We start from the raw sequence: 19,871 nt of genomic DNA on the forward strand, positions 1-19,871 counted from the left end.
TCATGAACGACGGCCGCAGGAAGGGCCTGTTCATCGCCGCCGTCGTCGTACTGGCCGCGCTCGGGATCTATTTAACGACCCTGGGCGACGGCAGCGGCGAGGTCGGGACGGCCGCCCCGACCGGGTCGGCGGGCACGCGCACGGTCACCGCTCCGCCGGTGGCCGTGCCGAGTCAGGTGGCGACGACGCCGTCGGCCGACTTCGACGTCTACTCCTACCTGCCGCTGTCGCGTGAGCAACTGGGCGCGGCGGCCGATCTGGCGCGCCGGTTCACCGTCGAATACGGCACCTACACCCACGACGACGCGGTGGGCCGGGCCGACCGGCTGAAGGCGTACACGACGACCGAGTTCGGGGAGGACCTCACCCGTACGGTCACCTCTCCGGCCGCCGTCGAGCACGACACGGCCGACCAGGTCGTGTCCAAGGGAGGGGCGCGGCTGAAGTCGATCCGCGACATCTCGGCCGAGTCGGTCGTCGTGGTCGTCGAGGGCACCCAGCAGGTGACCGCGCTCAGCGGGGCCAGGGACCTCGTCGAGGACTACGCCGTCACCGTCGTCCAGGTCGGCGCCGACTGGCGCGTCTACGACCTGCAACTGGCCGGGAGCGGTCAGGACGGTGACGTCACGCCGTGACCACGACCCGGCTCGCGAACTGGAAATGGCTGGCCGGGCTGCTGGCCGTGCTGGTGCCCCTGGTCATGTTCGGGGCGGTGGTGCTGATGACGCCGCTGCCCAACATCATGACGGGGGGCGCCGCGGCCGCCTGTGAGGCCGCCGTCGACACCTCCGACCTGTCCGAGACCGCGCAAGAAGACATCCCGCCGGAGATGCTGGAGCTCTACAAGAAGCACGGCGAGGCGATCGGCGTGCAGTGGAACGTGCTCGCCGCCGTCGGCAAGCGCGAGACCGACCACGGCCGGTCGCAACTGCCCGGCGTGCAGAGCGGCACCAACTACGCGGGCGCCGCCGGGCCGATGCAGTTCCTCATCAGCACGTGGGGCGGCAAGGCGCAGATCCCGATCCCGTCGGAGTTCAACGGCTACGCCTCCGACGGAGACGACGACGGCGTGGCCGACGTCTACAACCCGGCCGACGCGATCCTCGGCGCCGCCAAGATGCTCAAGCGCAACGGCGCCCCCGACGACCTGCGCAAGGCGCTGTTCGTCTACAACCGGGCCACCTGGTACGTCGACCAGGTGCTGGAGATCGCCAGGAAGTACGCCGAATCGGGCGACGTCGAGGTGCCGCCGGAGGCCGACCCGGCCTGCGACGTGGCCTACGACGCGCCGAACGCGGTGGTCGACAAGATCCTTTCCTACGCCCTCGCGCAGCGCGGCAAGCCGTACATCTGGGGCGGCACCGGGCCGGCGGGTTATGACTGCTCCGGAATCATCTACATGGCGTACCGGAACGCGGGTCTGAACATCCCCCGCACCACCTTCGGCCAGTGGCCTTTCGGGGTGCGCATCGACGCGGGCGAGGAGCAGGCCGGGGATCTGGTGTTCTTCAACTCCGGGCCCGGGACCTCGGCGGACAACCCCGGCCACGTGGGGATGATCGTGTCGCCGGGCAAGATGGTCGAGGCGCGCTGCACCCTCTGCGGCCCCATCAAGGTCACCACCTACCGCGACCGGGGGGCCATCGTCGGCTTCACCCGGCCGTTGCAGAATCCCGATGTGCTGGAGCAGCTGAAGCGTCTGGCCCTAACGTAGACAGGCATGACACAGGTCGTCGTAGGGGCCGCGATCATCGCGGACGGCCGTCTGCTGAGCGCGCAGCGGGCGGAACCGCCGGAACTGCGGGGCGGATGGGAGTTTCCCGGCGGAAAGGTCGACCCGGGAGAAAGTGACCTCGACGCGCTGGTGCGCGAGTGCGATGAGGAGCTCGGGGTCACGGTCGTCCCGGGCACGAAGGTGGGCGGTGACTGGCCGCTCAGCAACGGATACGTGCTCCGGATCTGGCTGTCGACGATCACCTGCGGCCGCACGCCGGAGGCGCGGGAGCACCTCGCGCTGCGGTGGCTGGAGCCGTTCGAGTTCGAGTCGGTGCCGTGGCTGCCGGCCGATCTCCCCATCGTCCGGGAGGTCCAAGATCTGCTCAAGGAGGGTTGAGTCCCCCCTCTTCGTGAGATAACGCTTACTGAGCGTAATCACGGGAGGATTCTGGTGGTCACTGGACGAGTGGTATCTCTGGTCGGGGCCGGAATCCTGGCGCTGTCGGCCACACCGGCCTGGGCCGTCGAGGATCCCGGCCGCTGGATGCGCACGGGCGACGTCTGGCGGTTCCGCCTGGCGGAGACCTGCGGTCACGCTGCGTGCTCGGTTCCCGAGGGGGTGTACGCCCAGGGCTGGCGCTGCCCCGTGCAGACGGGCGTCGCCCAGGCGGAGCAGACACTGGTCGGTCCCGGGCTGTTCGTGGAGCCTCCGGCGTCGATGCGCCTCAACCTCGACATGGCCGAACTGGCCCGCCGCGTGGCCGTCGTCTGCGCCCGCCTGAGCGCGACGGGCGAACTCACCGACGGCGTGACCCAGTCGGCCGAGACGGCCTCGGTCGCCGAGGCGGAGGCCCGCGCCCTGGCCGGCCGGTTCGCCGAGGAGAGCGCCGGGGTGACCGACACGGAACCCGGGCTGCCCATCGCCGACGGCGTCCAGGAGATGGTGGGCCAGGCCCTGGAGCCGATGTACGCGGTGGAGAGCCAGGCGCAGTTCCCGGTCCAGGAGATCGTGGGCCAGGCCCTGGCGCCGACGCGGGCGACCGAGAGCCGTGTTCGGCCGCCCAAGAAGGTGCGTCCGGTTCGCGAGGTCGAGCAGCACGCCCAGGCGCCGGTCCGGTTCGTCGAAGGCCCGGTCGAGGCGCGGGGCCACGAGGCCGCGCCGCCCGCTCGCCCGCGCACCCGAGAGGCCGAGGGGCGGGGCCGGTCCCGTGGGTACGAGCGGGTCGAGCCCATGACCGGCCCGCAGGCCATGCCTGAGTTCCCGGTGCAGGGGATGCAGGGGCCGATGAACGGACCGATGAACGGACCGATGAACGGACCGATGCAGGGACCGATGCAGGGACCGCAGGGGATGCCGGAGGTGTCGGCAAACATGCTGGTCAACCCGGGTCAGGGGCCGCTCGTCGACGGTGGGCCCGGCGGGCAGCAGCCGCTTCCCCTGGCGCCTCAGCCCGACCAGGGGCCCCAGGTTCCCCCTGGTCAGATGGCGATCGGGGACGCCGGTGGCCCGGGAGTCGGTCCGATGCCGATGGCCCAGGGCGTACCGGCGGAGGTTCCTCGGCCGGCACCGAACGTGGCGCCCGCGCCCGCGCAGGTGGAGCTGGCGCCGGAGCAGTTGTCAGGAGCGTTGTCGAATCTTCCGCCGCTGCCGCAGCTTCCGCCGGGCCAGCCGCTGCCGCCCGGAATGGTCGAGGGCGGGACGCCGCCGGAGCTGCTGATGCCGATGGCGGCGCCCACGCCGAGCGGCCCGCCGCTGACCCGGTCGCTGAACAACACGCAGGCGATCGCGCAGGAGGACTCGGGTCTGGAGCTCGTCAAGGGGTGGCCCGGCGTGGTGGCCGCGATCGCGGCACTGATCGCCGTGCTGGCGCTGCAGATGCGCTTCGGCCGCCGCAAGGTCGTTTCCGACCCGCAACCAAAGTGAGGTTTGCCGTTACTTTGCCGGACTAGTATTTGCTTGACGTACCTAGTCAGGCAAAAGCGGCGGAGGAACCCGGTGGTCGGTCGAGCACCAAGGAGAGCCGCGGCGGTGATCGCCGCGGTGGTGGGTTCGCTCGGCGTGGCCGTGATGGTGGCGGCCGCCGCGAGCGCCGCCAACCCGGTCGACCCCTGTGACCAGGGCCAGGTCTGTGACACGGTGACCACGACGACGACCATCACGCCGTCGCCGACCCCGTCCGAGGCGGTGGTCACCGTCACCCAGACGGTCACCCCGACGCCGACGGCCAAGCCGACCAAGCAGCCCACGCAGGAGGCCCCGGCTCCGACGCAGGACGCCGTGGTGCCCACCAACGACGTCGAGCCGCCTCCCGTGAACCCGCCGGCCGAGCAGCCGGTGAACCCGCCCGCCCAGACGGTCGAGACACCCCCGGCCGAAGACCCGGGCGTCAGCCTGGCCCCGGCCGAGCCGACCACCGGCACCCAGCCCTCCACGGGCATGAACCAGCCGGTGCCCGAGACGGCCCAGGTGGAGATCCGCAACGCGACCCCCTACTTCGACGAGGTCACGCTCAGCCGCAAGCTGGCCGTTCCGGCCGCCGTGCTGGTGCTGCTGGCGCTGCTCGCCTGGCTGATCTTCGAGGGCCGTCTGCGCCGCCTGGCGCACGCCGCGGCCGTCCGTAAGGCAGGCCCGCAGATGCCGCCGCCGAACATGGCGATGATGCCCTACCCGGGTTACCCGATGCAGCCCTACGGCCAGCAGTACGCCCAGCCCTATCCGGGCCAGCCGTTCCCCGGTCAGCCGTATCCCGGTCAGCCCTACCCGGGGCAGCCCTACCCCGGCCAGCCGTACGCGCAGCCCTACCCGCCGCAGCAGCCTCCGCAGCAGGTCGTCAACTACGTGCCGGTGCCCTATCCGATGCCGTTCCCGACCCCGGCCGCGCCGCCGCAGGACTACACGCAGCCCTACGTCTACCAGCAGCCGCCGCCCCAGGCGCCGCCGCAGCCCGCGCCCCCGTCGCCGACGTACGCCAAGGGTTACGTCCTGGAGAGCTCCAACCACCCGCCGGACGACGACGAGAAGCGCTGACCGAAACTCGCAACAGCCCTCCTGACCGGGAGGGCTGTTTTTTTGTGTGCACCAGACGTCGGGCTGCAACACGCGGTGGCAAAGCGCGCAAGAAAGCGAGAGCGTTACGAAACTATTTCGCAGGCCTCTTGTGGAACGGGGCACGGGCGACCTACTGTCACCTCACCCTCAGGTGTTCACCCCCCGACAGAAACGAGCACGAGATGTCACGAAGAGTGGCGTTGGCGGTGGTTACAGCCACGGCCGTGGGCTTGAGCCTGGTGGTGGCCGGCCCGGCCGCCGCGCATCAGACGGCGACTCCGACAGCGGTGACGCGGGCGGCACTCGACCCCGCGTTAGTGGCGGGCCGCGGCGCCAACGTCCCGTTCGTCGAGCAGGAGGCGGAGAACGCGGCCACCAACGGCGTCGTGATCGGCCCCGACCGCAATCCGTACACGCTGCCGTCGGAGGCCTCGGGCCGCAAGGCGGTCAAGCTGACCCCCGGGCAGTGGGTGGAGTTCACCCTGCCGAAGGCCGCCAACGCCGTCACCGTGCGCTACAGCATCCCCGACGCCCCGAACGGCGGCGGCATCACCGCTCCGCTGAACCTGACCGTCAACGGGGGCAACAAGAAGACCATCACGCTGACCAGCCAGTTCGCGTGGCTGTACAACCAGTATCCGTTCACCAACGACCCGAACGCCGGGCTGCTCCACGACGACTGGTGGATCACCGAGTGCCAGTGCGTCCCGGCCGCGACGACCCCCGCGCCGGAGATCACCAAGCCGTTCCGGCCGATGCACTTCTACGACGAGCAGCGGCTCCTGCTCGGCAAGACGTACAAGGCCGGTGACAAGGTCCGGCTGACCGCGCCCGCGAACACCAACGCCGCCTGGACGGTCGTCGACCTGCTCGACTCCGAGGTCGTCGGCGCGCCCTACGTGCGCCTGGTGGCCGCCAACGTGCTGCTGTTCGGCGCCGACCCGACCGGTCGCAAGGACTCGGCCCCGGCCATCGAGAAGGCCATCGCCTTCGCCAAGCGGAGCAACCTGAAGGTCTACATCCCGCCGGGCACCTACCAGGTCAACAAGCACATCATCGTCGACGACGTGACGATCGAGGGCGCCGGATCCTGGTACACGATCATCAAGGGCAAGGAGGTCGCCCTCCCGGCCCCCCTCCCCGACGGCTCGGTGCACACCGGCGTCGGCTTCTACGGCAAGTACGCCCAGGACGGCGGCAGCCGCAACGTCCACCTGTCGGGGTTCACGATCGAGGGTGACGTGCGCGAGCGCATCGACCTCGACCAGGTCAACGGCATCGGCGGCGCGATGAGCGACTCGACGATCAAGGGCCTGTACATCCGCCACACCAAGGTCGGCCTGTGGTTCGACGGCCCGATGAACAACATCAAGGTGACCGACAACATCATCGTCGACCAGATCGCCGACGCCCTGAACTTCCACGGCGGCGTGACCAACTCGGTGGTGGCCAACAACTTCATCCGCAACACGGGTGACGACGGCCTGGCCATGTGGTCGGAGAAGAACGCCAACGTCAACAACGTGTTCGACCGCAACACCGTCCAGACCCCGACGCTGGCCAACGGCATCGCGATCTACGGCGGCAAGGACAACGTGGTCTCCAACAACCTGGTGGCCGACCCGCTGCGCGAGGGCTCCGGCCTGCACGCCGGTTCCCGCTTCGGCGCCGAGCCCTTCACCGGCACGCTGAAGTTCACCAACAACACCACCGTCCGGGCCGGCACGTTCGACCTGAACTGGCGCATCGGCCTCGGCGCGATCTGGCTGTACGCCCTCGACCGCTCGATCGAGAACGACATCCAGGTCACCGGCGACCACTACCTCGACAGCACCTACAACGCGATCATGATGGTGAGCGAGTGGGGCGTGAAGGACCTCTACTCGATCACCGGCGTGAAGTTCAAGAACGTCCGCATCGACGGCACCGGCACCTCGGTCCTGAGCGCCCGCGTCAAGGGCGGCGCCTCGTTCGAGAACGTCGACGCCCGCAACGTCGGCGCGGTCGGCATCAACAACTGCGGCTCGTTCGGCTTCCCGCCCACGGGCTCGGAGTTCTCGGTGACCGACCTCGGCGGCAACGACGGCGGCGGCACCACCGGCCCGTGGGCCGGCTCGTGGCAGCTCCCCAACACCATCACCTGCGACGACCGCCCGCCGGTCGTGGCGCCTCCGGCACCCTCCCCCTGGTAGATCCATGAAAACGGCCGGCCTGGTTCTCCAGGCCGGCCTTTTCTTCGGTACGGGCTATCCGAGCAGGATCTTGCTCATGCCGCTCCAGCCGTGCCCGATCTGGACGGGACCGTTGAAGGTGCTCTCGCCGTTCACGGTGCCCTTGTGGGTGTAGAGGTACATGTCCCCGGCCGGGTTCACGCCGACCAGGTCGGGGTGGGCGTCGGCGTTGACCCTGCCGATCATGACCCGGGCGTGGTTGTTCCAGCCATGGCCGATCTTGGTCGGCGGGTAGGTGAAGGACAGGACGTCGTCGACCATGCCCCGGTTGCTGTACAGGAGGAGTTCGCCGGCGGGGTTCTCCCCGAGCAGGTCGGCCTTGCCGTCACCGGTGACGTCGCCGAGCAGGACGCGGTCCATGTTGTTCCAGCCGTGGCCGATGTCCGTGGGCGGGTGGGCGAAGGACTGCACGCCGTCGACGATGCCCTCGTTGGCGTACAGGAGCATCTCGCCTGCGGAGTTCTGGCCGAGCAGGTCGGCCCTGCCGTCACCGGTGACGTCGCCCAGCAGGATCTCGGTCATCCCGCTCCAGCCGTGGCCGATCTGGACGGGGCCGTTGTAGGTGTTCTCGCCGTTGAGGGTGCCCTTGTGGGTGTAGAGGTACATGTCTCCGGCCGGGTTCACGCCGATCAGGTCGGGATGGTTGTCGGCGTTGACCTTGCCGATCATGACGCGGGCGTGGTTGTTCCAGCCGTGACCGATCTTGGTGGGCGGGTACTTGAAGGACTGCCCGCCGTTGACCACGCCCTCGTTGGCGTACAGGAGGAGTTCGCCCGCGGCGTTCTGGCCGAGCAGGTCGGCCAGGTTGTCGCCGGTGACGCTGCCGGTGCTGCCGCCGCCCCCGGCGCCGTCCTCGACGATGTTGTCGTAGCGGATGGGGTCGTAGCCCTGCATCTCACTCCAGCTGTTGAAGCCCGTCTGGCCGTGCGAGTTGACGGTCGGGCCCTTGGCCCAGTCGTTCTCCCAGCCGTTGGCGTCCTGGTTGCCGGTGCCGTTCAGCGAGTAGACGTAGGCGCCCTGGGTGCGGTCGGCGCTGTTCTTCCAGCGGACGAAGAGCTCGATGTGGCCGTCCTTCAGCAGGGCGTCGCCGGGGCGGAGCTGGCTGAGGCCGCTCAGATAGGTCTTGCCGCTCCAGGCGGCGAAGCCGGAGGTGTTGAGCCCTCCGTACTGGCCGGGGCTGAGGTGCCAGACCATCGAGACGTACCCGGAGCAGTCGGGGCCGTACTTGTGGCTGCCGTCGGGGTCGGTGGTCAGGCTGGCGGCCGACCGGGTCAGGTTGTACTTGATCCCGCGGTCCACCCAGTTCTGCGCGCGCTGCAGTACCTCGCTCCGGGTGATCGGGCCACCGACCGTCGAGGCGCGCGCGGGGGGCGAGACGGTGACGAGGCAGGTGAGAAGGGTCGCCGTGAACGTCAGGACGGACAACAACTTCTTGGAGGTGCTCATGAGGAAGAGGTTCGGTCATGCCGCTACAGGTCCCGTATACGCCGAAGAGCCGGTCTGTAGGGCCAGACCGGCTCTCCTCACGTACGGGCTTAACGGCGGAAGATCTTGTTGCCCAGCCAGACCAGCGGGTCGTACTTGCGGTCGACCACGCGCTCCTTCATCGGGATCAGCGCGTTGTCGGTGATCTTGATGTGCTCGGGGCACACCTCCGTACAACACTTGGTGATGTTGCAGTAGCCCAGGCCGTGCTCCTCCTGCGCGGAGTCCTTGCGGTCCTCCACGTCGTAGGGGTGCATGTCGAGCTCGGCGATCCGCATGAGGAAACGCGGACCCGCGAAGTGGGTCTTGTTCTCCTCGTGGTCGCGGATCACGTGGCACACGTTGTTGCACATGAAGCACTCGATGCACTTGCGGAACTCCTGCGAGCGCTCCACATCGATCTGCTGCATGCGGTATTCGCCCGGCTTCACGTCCGCCGGAGGCGTGAACGACGGGATCTCGCGGGCCTTCTGGTAGTTGAACGACACGTCCGTGACCAGGTCTTTGATGACCGGGAAGGTGCGCATCGGGGTGACCGTGATGGTCTCGTCCTCGGTGAAGGTCGACATGCGGGTCATGCAGCCCAGGCGCGGCTTGCCGTTGATCTCCATGGAGCACGAGCCGCACTTGCCGGCCTTGCAGTTCCAGCGGACGGCCAGGTCGGGTGCCTGGGTGGCCTGGAGCCGGTGGATGACGTCGAGGACGACCTCACCCTCGTTGACCTCGACCTGGAAGTCCTCCAGGCGGCCTTCTCCGCCCTCTCCGCGCCAGACGCGGAACTTGCCCTTGTAACTCATGACAACTCCTTGGCCGCGGCGTCGTACTCCGCGAGTTCTTCCTCGGTGAGGTATTTCGAGAGCTCGCCCCGGTCGAACAGGGTGATCAGGTCGCCGCGCATGGAGATCTGGGCCTGCTCGACGACCTCGACCTCGGAGCCGTCGGGCTTGGCCGAGCAGACCAGCAGCTTGCGGCGCCAGCCGGGGTCCATCACCGGGTAGTCGTCGCGGGTGTGGCCGCCCCGGCTCTCCTGCCGCAGCAGCGCGGCCTTGGCGACGCACTCGCTGACCAGCAGCATGTTGCGCAGGTCGATGGCGAGGTGCCAGCCCGGGTTGTAGATCTTGCCGCCGGGGGCGGTCGTGTTGGTCGCCCGCTCCTTGAGCTTCTCGACGGCCTCCAGGGCCTCGGCGACCTCGTTCTCCTTGCGGATGATGCCGACCAGCTCGTTCATCGTGCGCTGGAGCTCGTGGTGGACCTCGTAGGGGTTCTCGCCGCCCTGGCGCTTCAGCGGGGCCTCGGCCTCGGCCAAGGCCTCCTCGACGCCGCTGACCTGCGGACGCTTCGCCCCGAGCGAGTCGACGTAGGCCGCCGCGCCCGCGCCCGCCCGGCGGCCGAAGACCAGCAGGTCGGACAGGGAGTTGCCGCCCAGGCGGTTGGAGCCGTGCATGCCGCCCGACACCTCGCCGGCCGCGAACAGGCCCGGCACCGAGGCCGCGCCCGAGTCGGCGTCGACCTCGACGCCGCCCATGACGTAGTGGCACGTGGGGCCGACCTGCATCGGCTCGGCGGTGATGTCGACGTCGGCCAGTTCCTTGAACTGGTGGTGCATCGACGGCAGCCGCTTGACGATCTCGGCGGCGGGCAGGCGGCTGGAGACGTCCAGGAAGACACCGCCCTGGGGTGAGCCACGCCCGGCCTTCACCTCGGCGTTGATCGCGCGGGCGACCTCGTCACGCGGCAGCAGCTCCGGAGGGCGGCGGTTGTTGGCCTGGTCGGTGTACCAGCGGTCGCCCTCCTCCTCGGTGGTGGCGTATTTGTCCTTGAAGACGTCCGGGATGTAGTCGAACATGAACCGGCGGCCCTCGGAGTTGGTGAGCACGCCACCGTCGCCTCGCACCGACTCGGTCACCAGGATGCCCCGCACCGACGGCGGCCAGACCATGCCCGTCGGGTGGAACTGGATGAACTCCATGTTGATCAGCTTCGCGCCCGCGAGCAGCGCCAGCGCGTGGCCGTCGCCGGTGTACTCCCACGAGTTCGACGTGACCACGAACGACTTGCCGATGCCGCCGGTGGCCAGCACCACGGCCGGGGCGTCGAAGACCATGAACTTGCCGGTCTCACGCCAGTAGGCGAAGGCGCCGGAGATCGCGTCGCCGTCCTTGAGCAGGCGCGTCACGGTGCACTCGGCGAAGACCTTGATGTAGGCCTCGTAGTCGCCGTGGACCTCGAAGTCCTCCTGCTGGAGGGCCACCACGCGCTGCTGGAGGGTGCGGATCATCTCCAGGCCGGTGCGGTCGCCGACGTGCGCCAGGCGCGGGTATTCGTGCCCGCCGAAGTTGCGCTGGCTGATCTTTCCATCTTTTGTACGGTCGAACAGCGCACCCCACGCCTCCAGCTCCCAGACCCGGTCGGGAGCCTCCTTCGCGTGCAGCTCGGCCATCCGCCAGTTGTTCAGGAACTTGCCGCCGCGCATGGTGTCGCGGAAGTGGACCATCCAGTTGTCGTCGGAGTTGACGTTGCCCATCGCCGCCGCCGCGCCGCCCTCGGCCATGACCGTGTGGGCCTTGCCGAACAGCGACTTGCAGATGATCGCGGTGCGCTTGCCCTGCTGACGTGCCTCGATCGCCGCCCGGAGCCCGGCTCCGCCGGCTCCGATGACGACGACGTCGTATTCGTGACGTTCCACGGTGAACAGTCCTTACGCGAACGGGAAGGTGATGACGCCCTTGGCCACCAGGCGGACGTAGAAGTCGGCGATCATCACCGAGAACATCGAGGCCCAGGCCAGCGGCTGGTGCTTGGCGTTGAGCTTGGAGACGAACGTCCACGCCCGGTAGCGCACGGGGTGCTTGCTGAAGTGGTTCAGGCGGCCCGCGGTGATGTGGCGGCACGAGTGGCACGAGAGCGTGTAGGCGACGATCAGCGCCGCGTTGATCAACAGGATCCAGGTGCCCAGGCCCGCCGGCTTGTGGATCAGAGCCAGGACGGCGTCGTAGGTCAGGACGGCGCCGATCACGATCGCACCGTAGAAGAAGTAGCGGTGCACGTTCTGGATGATCAGCGGGAGCCGGGTCTCACCGGTGTACTTCTTGTGGGGCTCGGCCACGGCGCACGCGGGCGGGCTCAGCCAGAACGACCGGTAGTAGGACTTCCTGTAGTAGTAGCAGGTCAGCCGGAAACCGGCCGGCAGTCCCAGAATAAGCAGGCCCGGCGGCAGGCCGTACCAGTCGCCGAACGGGGCGAAGCCGAACAGGCGCGCGCCTTCGGGACAGGAGGTCGCCAGACAGGGCGACGAGAAGGGCGCGATATAGGGATCGACGAAGTAGCTTCCATCGAAGATCGCCCAGAAGCCGTACACGAGAAAGAACGTCAACCCGGCGAACGTGAGCGCCGGGGCGAGCCACCATCGGTCGGTGCGGAGAGTACGCACCTTGAGCTGAGCGCGTTGTTTTCTGGCCGGGCTCTCGGCCGTCTGCTGGGTCATCGGAGACCTTCCACCGGAACTGACCGCGTGACGCCGTGTTGGGCGGCTCGCGCCGAACCGCCGCGACGCCACGCCGTATTGGTGGGGGCTACGTTACGACCATGTCATAGATACGTGTGAGGAGGGTCACTGACTTCTCGCCTGTGATTCCTGTCACGTCTCCTGATCATGACCCCCGGTGGGAATTTCCAGGGAGCTTCACGACAGTCACGAAGAAATCATCGATCTGCCTCACTACCCGAATGAACTGGTCGAAATCCACGGGCTTGGAGACGTACGCGTTCGCGTGCAGCTTGTAGCTCCGCACGATGTCCTCCTCGGCCTCCGAGGTGGTGAGCACCACGACCGGGATCGAGCGCAGTTCGGGGTCGGCCTTGATCTCCTCCAGCACCTCGCGGCCGTCCTTACGCGGCAGGTTGAGGTCGAGCAGGATCAGGTCGGGGCGGGGGGAGCCGCCGTAGTCGCCCTCACGGCGCAGGAACCGCAGCGCCTGCTCACCGTCGTTGACGATGTGCAGCTTGTTGCGGACCTTGTTCAGCTCGAAGGCCTCCTGCGTGAGCAGCACGTCACCCGGGTCGTCTTCGACCAGCAGCACGTCGATCCAGCGCAGTTCATTCATCGGTGGCCTCCAGGGTCCATCGGAACGTGGTGCCCTTGTGGTCGGGGTTGTCCTCGAGCCAGATACGGCCACCGTGATATTCGACGATCTTGCGGCACAGCGCCAGCCCGATGCCGGTGCCGGGATAGACGTCCCGGGGGTGCAGGCGCTGGAAAATCAGGAAGATGCGGTCGGCGTACTTCGCGTCGACGCCGATGCCGTTATCGGAGCAGGCGAACTCCCACATGCCGTCTTTGCGTTCGGCGGTGATGGAGATCTCGGGGGCGTCGTCCGACCGGAACTTGATCGCGTTGCCGATCAGGTTCTGGAAGAGCTGGGTGAGCTGCAGCTTGTTGCCGTTGACCACCGGCAGGTCGGCGTAGGTGACCGTCGCGCCGGTGTCCTCGATGCGGGCGCCCAGGTTGTCGAGCGCGGCCCGCAGGGCGTCGCCGGTGGACGTCGGCTCGCGGTCGCCGGTGACCCGGCCGACCCGGCTGAAGTCGAGCAGGTCGTTGATCAGCAGCTGCATGCGCTTGGCGCCGTCGACGGCGAACTTGATGTACTGCTTGGCCCGGTCGTCGAGCTGGTCGCCGTAGCGCTGCTCCAGCATCTGGGTGAAGCTGGCGACCTTGCGCAGGGGTTCCTGGAGGTCGTGGCTGGCGACGTACGCGAACTGTTCGAGCTCGCTGTTCGAGCGCTTCAGCTCGGCGGCCTGGTCGGCGAGCGCCTGCTCGGCCTGCTGGGTGGCCCGCCACTCGCTGACCACCCGGCGGCGCATGGTGTCGACGTGGGCGGACAGCTCGGCCATCTCGGCCGGGCGGGTCACCTGGAGTTCGGCGTCGAAGTTGCCCGCCGCGACCTGGCGGACCTGGGCCTGGAGGGCGGCGACGGGCCGGAGCACGACGTACCTGACCAGGAGGGTGAAGGCGATCGCGGAGATCAGCAGCACGATGGCGAGGGTGCCCAGCGCGCCGTAGAAGGTGTCCCAGCCCCGGTCGAGGCGGGTGGTGGCGTCGCCGTGGAGGAGGGTCAGGTGCGCCTGCTGGACGGCCACCGCGGTGCGCACCGCGCCGAACGCGTTGTTGTTGACCTCGGCCAGGGAGGCGGCGGTGTCCTTGCCGCGCGAGGGGATCAGCCGGAGCGTCTCGTCGGCGTAGGCCGTGCGCCAGCTCTGGACCGCCGTGAACAGGCTGTCGGAGTCGGCCCGCATCTCCGGCACCCGGGGCAGCAGGGCCACGAGCTTGCTCTGAGCGGTCGCCGAGTCGCGAACCGCGCTCTCGTAGGTCGTCAGGAAGGTCTGCTGGTTGGTGCGGCCGTAGCCGCGGATCGCCGCCTCCTCGTTGGAGACCGAGGTCGACAGCTCCAGCGTGTGGAGGACCAGCGGGTCGATCACCTCGACCAGGGTGGCCCTGGCCTCGCGGGTGTCGTTCATGGTCTTCAGCGTGTACGCGATCGACCCCGCGAACAGCAGCGTCAGAATCGCGCCGACCAGCAGGAACCAGCGGCCCGCCGGGAGGCGGCCCAGTCCGCGTGGCGGGTTGGGCGGGGCGAGCGGACGGATGGTCCTGCTCATATCACCTCCGGGAGAGCGCGACCGCGGCGAGATCGTCGGTCAGCGCGTCGGCGTGCATGGTCTTGACCTGCTCGATCAACTGGTCGAGGTGGACGCCGCCCTGCTCGCGCACCAGGCGGATGAGCCCTTCGGTGCCCAGCAGGTCGCGGCCGTCGCCCACGGTGGCCTCGATCAGCCCGTCGGTGAAGAGGAGAAGCGTCCAGGGCCCGTCGAGCGTGATGTCGACGGGGGTCCACTCCATCTCGGGGAAGATCCCGATCGGCGGCCCCGACGGGATCTCCGTGACCACGTCGACGTCGTCACCGAGGATAACCAGGGGTGGCGGATGCCCGACCACGTAGAGCCGGGCCGAGTCGAGGCCGGGGGCGATCGTCGCGGTGACGAGCGTGGTGAAGATCTCGGGGGAGGCGCGCTCCAGCCGGAGCACCGAGTCCATCGTCCGCAGGACGCTGTTGCCGTCGAGCCCGGCCAGGGTGAGGGTCCGCCAGGCGATGCGCAGCGCGGCGCCGAGCGCGGCCTCGTCGGGGCCGTGCCCGCAGACGTCGCCGACCAGCACGTGGACCGCGCCGTCGGCGGTCTGGAGGGTGTCCCAGAAGTCGCCGGCCAGCAGGCCCTCCTGGCGGCCGGGCAGGTAGGTCGACTGGTGGAGCAGCGCGTCGGTGTGGAGGACCGGGGTCGGCAGCAGCCCGTGTTCGAGCCGGGCGGCCTCCTTGCGGAGCAGGCGCTGCTCGACCAGTTCGCGTTCGGCGATGTCGCCGCGCTTGCGCTCGATGGCGTAGCGGATCGCCCGCGCCAGCATGTCGCCGTCGACCTGCTGCTTGACCAGGTAGTCTTCGGCGCCGGCGGCGACCGCGTCGACGGCGATCTGCACGTCGTTGAGGCCGGTCAGCACGATCACGGCCGTGTCGGGGGCCATGGCGGTCACCTGCCGCACGGCGTCGAGGCCCATCGCGTCGGGCAGCGACAGGTCGACCAGGACGCAGGTCACCTCGGCGGTGAAGCGGTCGCGGCCCTCGGCGAGGGTGCGGGCCCAGATGATCTTCGGCGGCTTCTGCGAGTCGGCCAGGAACTCCTCGACAAGGAAGGCGTCCTCGGCGTCGTCCTCGATCAGGAGGAGCGTGACGAGGTCGGGCAGACCATGTGAGAGAGCGGGCACGAAGGCCTCTTTCCAGAGGAGGGCACCCCAAATAGTAGCGACAGGCACCTAGTGCTGGGGGAGCGCTTCGACGCCTTCTGGGAGCGTGCCCTCGCGGGTCGCGTCGTCGAGAAAACCGAGCAGTACGGCCCGGAACGCCTGGGCCGCACGGGTCGGCTCGACGTCTTTCCGGTGGGCCAGCGCGACGGTTCTGCGCAGGCCGGGCAGCAGGGGCGCCCCCACCAGGCCGGGCCGTCCGTCGAGCACCATCGAGGGCACCACGGCGACCCCGAGCCCGGCCTCGACGAACCGCAGCACCGCGTCCATCTCGCCGCCCTCGACGGCGAACCTGGGCTCGAACCCGGCCTGGCGGCACGCGTTCAGGGTGGCCTCGCGCAGGTCGTACCCGCGCCGGAACATCACCAGCGGACGGCGCCGCAGTTCGTCGATGCGCATGTGGGGGCGGCGGCCGGAGGTCAGGTGGGCGGGCGCGGCCACGACCAGGTGCTCGCGCAGGATCTCCTCGGTGACCAGCGAAGGGTCGTCGCTCTGCAGCGGCAGGATGATCAGCGACAGGTCGAGCTGCCCCCGGGCCAGCGCCCGCACGAGGTCACGCGAGCCGCCCTCCTCGACCTGGATCTCCACGCCCGGATAGTCGTGGTGGAAGCGGGCCAGCGCGTCGGCCAGCAGCCCCGCGCACAGCGACGGCGTGGCGCCGAGCCTCACCCGGCCGCGCCGCAGCCCCGCGAGTTCGGCGACCTCGCGCCGGGCGGTCTCGGCGTCGGCCAGCATGCGCCGGGCCAGCGGCAGCAGCGCCTCTCCCGCGGGGGTGAGCGTGACGTTGCCGCGCGCCCGGCTGAACAGGGGCGCGCCGAGGTCGGTCTCCAGGGTCTTGATCTGCTTGCTCAGCGACGGCTGGGCCACCCGCATCCGCTCGGCCGCGTGGGTGAAGTGACGTGACTCCGCCACCGCCACGAAGTAGGCGAGCTGCTGCAACTGCACAGTTCATCACCTTACGGCTGTGACTTTCGTCGCACGCGATCACCCTGGCCGGAAGGGGTCGCGCGCCAGGCCAGAGCACATAGCCACCGGCTATCGAAACCAGAACCCCGATGACTTGGACGACGAAAGTGCCGGTACCTAGCGTTTTGAAACGTGACTGCGATTATCGACCGGGGCAGGGCCACCGAACCGGTCACCCCGGTTCCTCCCCGGCGACGCCGCCGGGTCTCCTCGAACTCCCTCAAGGCCGTCATGGCCGTGTCGGGCGCGGTGCTGGTGTTCTTCCTGGTCGCCCACATGGCGGGGAACCTGAAGATCTTCGCTGGCGCCGAGTCGTTCAACGGCTACGCCGCCTGGCTGCGCGAGGTCGGCTATCCGCTGCTGCCGCACCGGGGCGTGCTGACCCTGCTCGAAGTGGGCCTGGTCATCGCGATCGCGGCCCACATGTACTCGGCGATCGTGCTGGCCCGCCGCGCCGCCAACGCCCGTCCGGTCAAGTACGCCGCCCGCGTCAAGTCGCGCGCCAACGGCTACGCCACCCGGACCATGCGTTGGGGCGGCGTGATCATCTTCTTCTTCGTGATCTACCACCTGCTCGACATGACCTTCGGCGTGACCAACCCCGAGGGCCACGACGCCACCCCGTTCGCGCGGATGGTCGCCGGGTTCGAGCCGGCCCGCTGGTACATCACGGTGTTCTACGTGATCTCGGTGGTCATGGTGGGCCTGCACCTGCGGCACGGCCTGTGGAGCGCGCTGCAGACCCTCGGCGTGGCCCGGCGCTACCCGGTGCTGAGGGCCTCGGCCGCCCTGCTCAGCGCGCTGCTGACGCTCGGCTTCCTGGTCGTCCCGCTGGCGATCACGTTCGGAGTGGTGAAGTGATGGACTACACGCTCGGTGACCCGATCAAGGACACCAAGGCGCCCGAGGGCCCCATCGAGGAGCGCTGGGAGAAGCGCAAGTTCTCGGCGCGGCTGGTCAACCCGGCCAACAAGCGCAAGATCAACGTCATCGTGGTCGGCACCGGCCTCGCGGGCGGCTCGGCCGCCGCGACCCTCGGCGAGCTCGGCTACAAGGTCAAGTCGTTCTGCTACCAGGACTCGCCCCGCCGGGCCCACTCGATCGCCGCGCAGGGCGGCATCAACGCGGCCAAGAACTACCGGGGCGACGGCGACTCGATCTACCGGCTGTTCTACGACACCGTGAAGGGCGGCGACTTCCGCGCCCGCGAGTCGAACGTCTACCGCCTCGCCCAGGTCTCGGTGAACATCATCGACCAGGCGGTGGCCCAGGGCGTGCCCTTCGCCCGCGAGTACGGCGGCCTGCTCGACACCCGCTCCTTCGGCGGCGCCCAGGTCTCGCGCACCTTCTACGCGCGCGGCCAGACGGGCCAGCAGCTCCTCCTCGGCGCCTACTCGGCGCTGGAGCGCCAGATCGCGGCCGGGACGGTCGAGATGCACACCCGCCACGAGATGCTCGAACTGATCATCTCCGACGGCCGGGCGCGCGGCGTCGTGGTGCGCGACATGGTCACCGGCGAGGTCGAGACCCACCTGGCCGACGCGGTCGTGCTGGCCACCGGCGGCTACGGCAACGTGTTCTTCCTGTCGACCAACGCCAAGGGCTGCAACACCACGGCGATCTGGCGGGCCCACCAGAAGGGGGCCATGTTCGCCAACCCGTGCTACACCCAGATCCACCCGACCTGCATCCCGGTCTCCGGCGACTACCAGTCGAAGCTGACCCTGATGTCCGAGTCGCTGCGCAACGACGGCCGCGTGTGGGTGCCTCTGAACAAGGGCGACCAGCGTCCCGTGGCGGAGATCCCCGAGGACGAGCGCGACTACTACCTGGAGCGCATCTACCCGGCGTTCGGCAACCTGGTGCCGCGTGACATCGCCTCCCGCGCCGCCAAGAACGTCTGCGACGAGGGCCGCGGCGTCGGCCCCGGCGGCCTGGGCGTCTACCTCGACTTCGCCGACGCGATCGGCCGCCTCGGCCGCGACGCGGTGGAGAAGAAGTACGGCAACCTCTTCGAGATGTACGAGCGCATCACCGGTGAGGACCCGTACACCCAGCCGATGCGCATCTACCCGGCCGTCCACTACACGATGGGCGGGCTGTGGGTCGACTACGACCTCCAGTCGTCCATCCCCGGCCTGTTCGTGATCGGCGAGGCCAACTTCTCCGACCACGGCGCGAACCGCCTTGGTGCGAGTGCGCTGATGCAGGGCCTGGCCGACGGCTACTTCGTGCTGCCGACGACCATCGGCGACTACCTGGCCGACGCGCACACGTTCGACGCCCCCGACTCGCAGGCCGTCGCGGACGCGGAGACCGCGGTGAAGAACCGCATCGAGAAGCTGCTGTCGGTGAACGGCACCCGTACCGCCGACTCCTTCCACCGCGAGCTCGGCAAGCTCATGTGGGACTACTGCGGCATGGAGCGTACGGAAGAGGGCCTGCGCAAGGCGCTGGAGCGGATCCCCGAACTGCGCGCCGAGTTCTGGCGCGACGTGAAGGTCAGCGGCGTCAACGAGGAGCTCAACCAGGCTCTCGAACGGGCCGGCCGGGTGGCCGACTTCTTCGACCTGGCCGAGCTCATGTGCCTCGACGCCCTGCACCGCACCGAGTCGTGCGGCGGCCACTTCCGCGCCGAGTCGCAGGACGCCGACGGCGAGGCCCTGCGCGACGACGAGAAGTTCGCCTACGTGGCGGCCTGGGAGTCGACGCCCGACGGCCCGGTCCTCCACATGGAGGACCTCGCATACGAGTACGTGAAGATGACCCAGCGGAGCTACAAGTGAACCTCACCCTGAAGGTCTGGCGGCAGAGCGGCCCCGACGACGAGGGCAAATTGGTCCGCTACGCGATCGAGGACGTCTCCCCGGACATGTCGTTCCTGGAGATGCTCGACGTGCTCAACGAGCGGCTCATCCTGGCGGGCGACGACCCGGTCGCGTTCGACCACGACTGCCGCGAGGGCATCTGCGGCATGTGCTCGATGATGATCGACGGCGTCGCGCACGGCCCGCAGAAGAACACGACCACGTGCCAGCTGCACATGCGCCACTACAACGACGGCGACACCATCGTCATCGAGCCGTGGCGGGCCCGCCCGTTCCCGGTCGTGAAGGACCTGGTCGTCGACCGTTCGGCGTTCGACCGCATCATCCAGGCGGGCGGCTTCATCTCCGTCCCGGCCGGTTCGGCGCCCGACGCCCACGCGACCCCGGTCCCGAAGGCCGACGCCGACGACGCGTTCGACGCCGCGACCTGCATCGGCTGCGGCGCCTGCGTGGCGGCCTGCCCCAACGGCTCGGCGTCGCTGTTCACCGCCGCCAAGATCACCCACCTGGGCCTGCTCCCGCAGGGCCAGCCCGAGCGCGGCTCCCGCGCCCGCGCGATGGTCGAGCAGATGGACGAGGAGGGCTTCGGCGGCTGCACCAACACGGGCGAGTGCACGGCGGTCTGCCCGAAGGGCATCCCGCTCGACACGATCGCCCGGATGAACGCGGACTACCTGAGAGCCTCCCGCAAGTCTGGGTAGGGACAGTAGGGTTCGATGCCCTGCCTGGGCCAAATGGCCGGCCCAGGC

Annotated in this window: 17 protein-coding genes; 9 read left to right on the forward strand and 8 right to left on the reverse strand. The window is 69.1% G+C overall.

What is annotated here, in order from left to right:
• The first annotated feature begins 2 nt into the window (after positions 1-2).
• From ACYQ78_RS22240 to ACYQ78_RS22265, 6 genes are all read left to right on the forward strand, one after another.
• Positions 3-635, forward strand: coding sequence for a hypothetical protein (locus ACYQ78_RS22240; RefSeq protein ID WP_459802796.1), 633 nt, complete (start codon positions 3-5; stop codon positions 633-635).
• Positions 632-1,714: a C40 family peptidase gene (locus ACYQ78_RS22245; protein WP_459802797.1), complete on the forward strand. Its 1,083-nt coding sequence runs from the start codon at positions 632-634 to the stop codon at positions 1,712-1,714. The genes ACYQ78_RS22240 and ACYQ78_RS22245 overlap by 4 nt, the downstream gene beginning before the upstream one ends.
• Before the next feature lie 6 nt (positions 1,715-1,720).
• Positions 1,721-2,113, forward strand: a complete 393-nt coding sequence (locus ACYQ78_RS22250; RefSeq protein ID WP_459802798.1) for a (deoxy)nucleoside triphosphate pyrophosphohydrolase — start codon at positions 1,721-1,723, stop codon at positions 2,111-2,113.
• Between the two features lie 54 nt (positions 2,114-2,167).
• On the forward strand, positions 2,168-3,640 hold the full coding sequence (locus tag ACYQ78_RS22255) for a hypothetical protein (RefSeq protein ID WP_459802799.1): 1,473 nt from the start codon (positions 2,168-2,170) through the stop codon (positions 3,638-3,640).
• Between the two features lie 105 nt (positions 3,641-3,745).
• Positions 3,746-4,744 (forward strand): hypothetical protein, encoded by a 999-nt coding sequence (locus tag ACYQ78_RS22260; protein ID WP_459802800.1) that lies wholly within the window; start codon positions 3,746-3,748, stop codon positions 4,742-4,744.
• 245 nt (positions 4,745-4,989) lie between these two features.
• Positions 4,990-6,957: a glycosyl hydrolase family 28-related protein gene (locus ACYQ78_RS22265; protein WP_459802801.1), complete on the forward strand. Its 1,968-nt coding sequence runs from the start codon at positions 4,990-4,992 to the stop codon at positions 6,955-6,957.
• A gap of 54 nt (positions 6,958-7,011) precedes the next feature.
• On the opposite strand, the gene ACYQ78_RS22270 is transcribed toward ACYQ78_RS22265, so the two are convergent.
• The 8 genes from ACYQ78_RS22270 to ACYQ78_RS22305 all read right to left on the reverse strand — a co-directional run bounded on the left by ACYQ78_RS22270 (position 7,012) and on the right by ACYQ78_RS22305 (position 16,273).
• Positions 7,012-8,442: an FG-GAP repeat domain-containing protein gene (locus ACYQ78_RS22270; RefSeq protein ID WP_459802802.1), complete on the reverse strand. Its 1,431-nt coding sequence runs from the start codon at positions 8,440-8,442 to the stop codon at positions 7,012-7,014.
• Between the two features lie 89 nt (positions 8,443-8,531).
• The gene (locus ACYQ78_RS22275) at positions 8,532-9,278 is read right to left on the reverse strand and encodes a succinate dehydrogenase/fumarate reductase iron-sulfur subunit (protein WP_459802803.1); all 747 of its coding nucleotides are present in this window, start codon (positions 9,276-9,278) and stop codon (positions 8,532-8,534) included.
• Positions 9,275-11,176 carry a fumarate reductase/succinate dehydrogenase flavoprotein subunit gene (locus ACYQ78_RS22280; protein ID WP_459802922.1) on the reverse strand — a complete coding sequence of 634 codons (1,902 nt, stop codon included), beginning with the start codon at positions 11,174-11,176 and terminating at the stop codon, positions 9,275-9,277. Before ACYQ78_RS22280 ends, ACYQ78_RS22275 begins: the two co-directional genes overlap by 4 nt.
• A 3-nt stretch (positions 11,177-11,179) precedes the next feature.
• Positions 11,180-11,965 carry a hypothetical protein gene (locus ACYQ78_RS22285; protein ID WP_459802804.1) on the reverse strand — a complete coding sequence of 262 codons (786 nt, stop codon included), beginning with the start codon at positions 11,963-11,965 and terminating at the stop codon, positions 11,180-11,182.
• 166 nt (positions 11,966-12,131) lie between these two features.
• Entirely contained in the window at positions 12,132-12,584 is a 453-nt protein-coding gene (locus ACYQ78_RS22290) for a response regulator (RefSeq protein WP_459802805.1), read from the reverse strand.
• A complete protein-coding gene (locus ACYQ78_RS22295) occupies positions 12,577-14,136 on the reverse strand; it encodes a sensor histidine kinase (protein WP_459802806.1) in 1,560 nt (519 codons plus the stop codon). The genes ACYQ78_RS22290 and ACYQ78_RS22295 overlap by 8 nt, the downstream gene beginning before the upstream one ends.
• 1 nt (position 14,137) lies before the next feature.
• Positions 14,138-15,292 (reverse strand): PP2C family protein-serine/threonine phosphatase, encoded by a 1,155-nt coding sequence (locus ACYQ78_RS22300; protein ID WP_459802807.1) that lies wholly within the window; start codon positions 15,290-15,292, stop codon positions 14,138-14,140.
• A 48-nt stretch (positions 15,293-15,340) separates the two neighbouring features.
• On the reverse strand, positions 15,341-16,273 hold the full coding sequence (locus tag ACYQ78_RS22305) for a LysR family transcriptional regulator (RefSeq protein WP_459802808.1): 933 nt from the start codon (positions 16,271-16,273) through the stop codon (positions 15,341-15,343).
• 153 nt (positions 16,274-16,426) lie between these two features.
• Between ACYQ78_RS22305 and ACYQ78_RS22310 the strand changes: the two genes are divergently transcribed.
• Genes ACYQ78_RS22310 through ACYQ78_RS22320 form a run of 3 tightly spaced genes read left to right on the forward strand, consistent with a single transcriptional unit; the run spans position 16,427 to position 19,823 of the window.
• The gene (locus tag ACYQ78_RS22310) at positions 16,427-17,155 is read left to right on the forward strand and encodes a succinate dehydrogenase cytochrome b subunit (RefSeq protein ID WP_459802809.1); all 729 of its coding nucleotides are present in this window, start codon (positions 16,427-16,429) and stop codon (positions 17,153-17,155) included.
• Entirely contained in the window at positions 17,155-19,080 is a 1,926-nt protein-coding gene (locus tag ACYQ78_RS22315; protein ID WP_459802810.1) for a fumarate reductase/succinate dehydrogenase flavoprotein subunit, read from the forward strand. The genes ACYQ78_RS22310 and ACYQ78_RS22315 overlap by 1 nt, the downstream gene beginning before the upstream one ends.
• Positions 19,077-19,823 (forward strand): succinate dehydrogenase/fumarate reductase iron-sulfur subunit, encoded by a 747-nt coding sequence (locus ACYQ78_RS22320; RefSeq protein ID WP_459802811.1) that lies wholly within the window; start codon positions 19,077-19,079, stop codon positions 19,821-19,823. The genes ACYQ78_RS22315 and ACYQ78_RS22320 overlap by 4 nt, the downstream gene beginning before the upstream one ends.
• The last annotated feature ends 48 nt before the right edge of the window (positions 19,824-19,871 follow it).

Source organism: Herbidospora sp. RD11066, from assembly GCF_054661255.1.